The sequence below is a fragment of the Mesorhizobium sp. M4A.F.Ca.ET.020.02.1.1 genome (assembly GCF_004022645.1).
Taxonomy (GTDB): domain Bacteria; phylum Pseudomonadota; class Alphaproteobacteria; order Rhizobiales; family Rhizobiaceae; genus Mesorhizobium.
In genome coordinates this window covers 1-2037 of sequence record NZ_RZOI01000922.1, presented here as the reverse complement: position 1 = coordinate 2037, position 2037 = coordinate 1, and the positions used below count along the sequence as shown (strand labels likewise).

Annotated in this window: 2 protein-coding genes; one reads left to right on the top strand and one right to left on the bottom strand. The window is 67.1% G+C overall.

All coding sequences use genetic code 11. The annotated features are described in order from the left end of the window. A partial coding sequence (locus tag EN742_RS33105; protein WP_148670452.1) for a BolA family protein occupies positions 1 to 204 on the top strand: 204 nt, incomplete at its 5' end. Positions 205 to 227: 23 nt separating this feature from the next. On the opposite strand, the gene EN742_RS33100 is transcribed toward EN742_RS33105, so the two are convergent. After that, positions 228 to 1781, bottom strand: coding sequence for an acetolactate synthase large subunit (locus tag EN742_RS33100; protein WP_126058056.1), 1554 nt, complete (start codon positions 1779 to 1781; stop codon positions 228 to 230). Between the last annotated feature and the right edge of the window lie 256 nt (positions 1782 to 2037).

The following is a 2037-nucleotide window of genomic DNA, read 5'->3' as shown; positions in this document are numbered from 1 at the left end:
CATTCCGGCTCCGACCATCACGGCGCCTTCGACGGCACCGGCGAGACGCATTTCCGCGTTCGCATCGTCTCGCCTTCCTTTGCCGGCATGAGCCGCATCGAGCGCCACCGCGCCGTCAACGAATTGCTGGCCGACGAACTGAAGGCCGGTGTGCATGCGCTGGCGATCGAACCCGCCGCGCCGGGCGAGCAGACCCGCTGGTAAGGCTTGGCGGGTTACCGAGCTGCTCAGATCAGCGCTTCGATGAGGAACGGCCCCGTGCGAGAAAGAGCGCTGTCCAGCAAGGCATCGAACCGCTCGCATGTGTCGGCGCGCGCCGCTTCCACGCCCATGCCATTCGCCAGCGAAACCCAATCCAGCGCCGGCTGGTCGAGATCGAGCATCCGCCTTGCGTTCTCGCCGATGGCATTGACCCCTACATTGCGCATCTCGCCATGCAGGATCGCATAGGTCCGGTTGGAAAAGATGATGGTGACGACATCGAGCCTTTCCCGGGCCTGGGTCCACAACCCCTGCACCGTGTACATGCCGCTGCCATCCGCTTCCAGATTGATGACCTTGCGGCCGGGACAGGCGATCGCCGCTCCGGTCGCCATCGGAATACCCCCGCCGATCGATCCGCCTGCGCCCATCATGTAGTCGTGCGGCGCGGCAAAGGCCGACAGGGCGAAATAGCGCCGTGCCGAGGTGACAGCCTCGTCGCAGACGATGGCATTCTCGGGCAGTTTCCGCGCCACGGAAAGCGCGATCGCATCGTCGGTCAGCCTGCCGCGTGGTGTCGGCTCATCGGGAAAGGCCGTCGCGACCGCGAGCGGCTGCGGCGATTTGATGCCGAGTTCGTCGCGAAGCGCCGCCAGCACCGCCTTCAGGTCCTCGCCATGCGCTGCGAGTGTCAGCACCTCACAGCCATCTCGCACCAGCCGTCCCGGCTTGCCGGGATAGGCGAAGAAGGCCACCGGCTCCTTCGCCCCGACAAGGATCAAGACATCGATGTCCGCCAGTAGCGTTCGCGCGGCGTCGATCGGATAGGGAATGCGGCTCGGCGCCACGCGACCACGGCCGCGCTGCATCCGGGCGACCAGGACCTCGCTGAACAGGCGAACCTCCATGGCCGCGGCGATCTGGCCGGCGATTTCGAGCGCCTCCTCGCGGGCCGCCAGCCCGCGTACGATCATGCCGACCCGTCCTGGCGCACCGCCAATGGCCTCGGCAATTTTGCGCACGGTACCCATGTCGACCGCAGGTGCCGGTGCCAGTTCGACTTTGGCCGACACCACTGGGCCGGCGCCGCCCCACGCGGCGTCGGCCGGCAGGATCAGGGTCGTGATATCGGGCGGCGTCAGCGAGGCGCGCAACGCCGCCTGCGCCGCGGGTTCGACATCGTCCGGACCGTCGATGCGGCGAACCCAGCGCGACATCGGCGCCGCCAGGCTCTCGATGTCGCTGGTGAGCGGCGCGTCGAGCGCCAGATGATAGGAGGCATGGTCACCGACGATGTTGATCATCGGAACGCGGGCGCGCCGGGCATTGTGAATGTTGGCCAATCCATTCGCCAGCCCGGGACCGGTGTGCAGGAGCGTCGCGGCCGGCCGGTCGGTCATCCTGGCGTAACCGTCGGCTGCCCCGGTCACCACGCCTTCGAACAAGCCGAGCACGCAACGCATCTCCGGCTTGCGGTCGAGCGCCGCGACGAAGTGCATTTCGGACGTGCCGGGATTGGCGAAGCAGACGTTGACGCCGTTCGCCAGCAGCACGTCACAAAGAACGTCGGCCCCATTCATCGCGTTCCCTCCGCCGTGGCGATCCTCCGCATCTGAAACCACTAGCGCTCAAGCTGCAATGTCCTGCCGCGGACTTTGACGTGATCCAGTTTGGCTAGGGAGCGCGGCCCTGCCTGCGAACGCAGCCGCATAGGTGAGGCGGGCGAGCCGGTGAAGTCAGGCGACCGCCGCCTTCAGGAACGCCATCGCCGCGCCGGTCAACGCATCGCCCTCCTCGCCGAAGCGGCGGTTGATCGCCATGTGCGTATAGGCGCTG

Bases quoted from the DNA above. Each gene is read 5' to 3' on its own strand.
- EN742_RS33100 (WP_126058056.1), bottom strand. From the start codon at position 1,781: ATGAATGGGGCCGACGTTCTTTGTGACGTGCTGCTGGCGAACGGCGTC.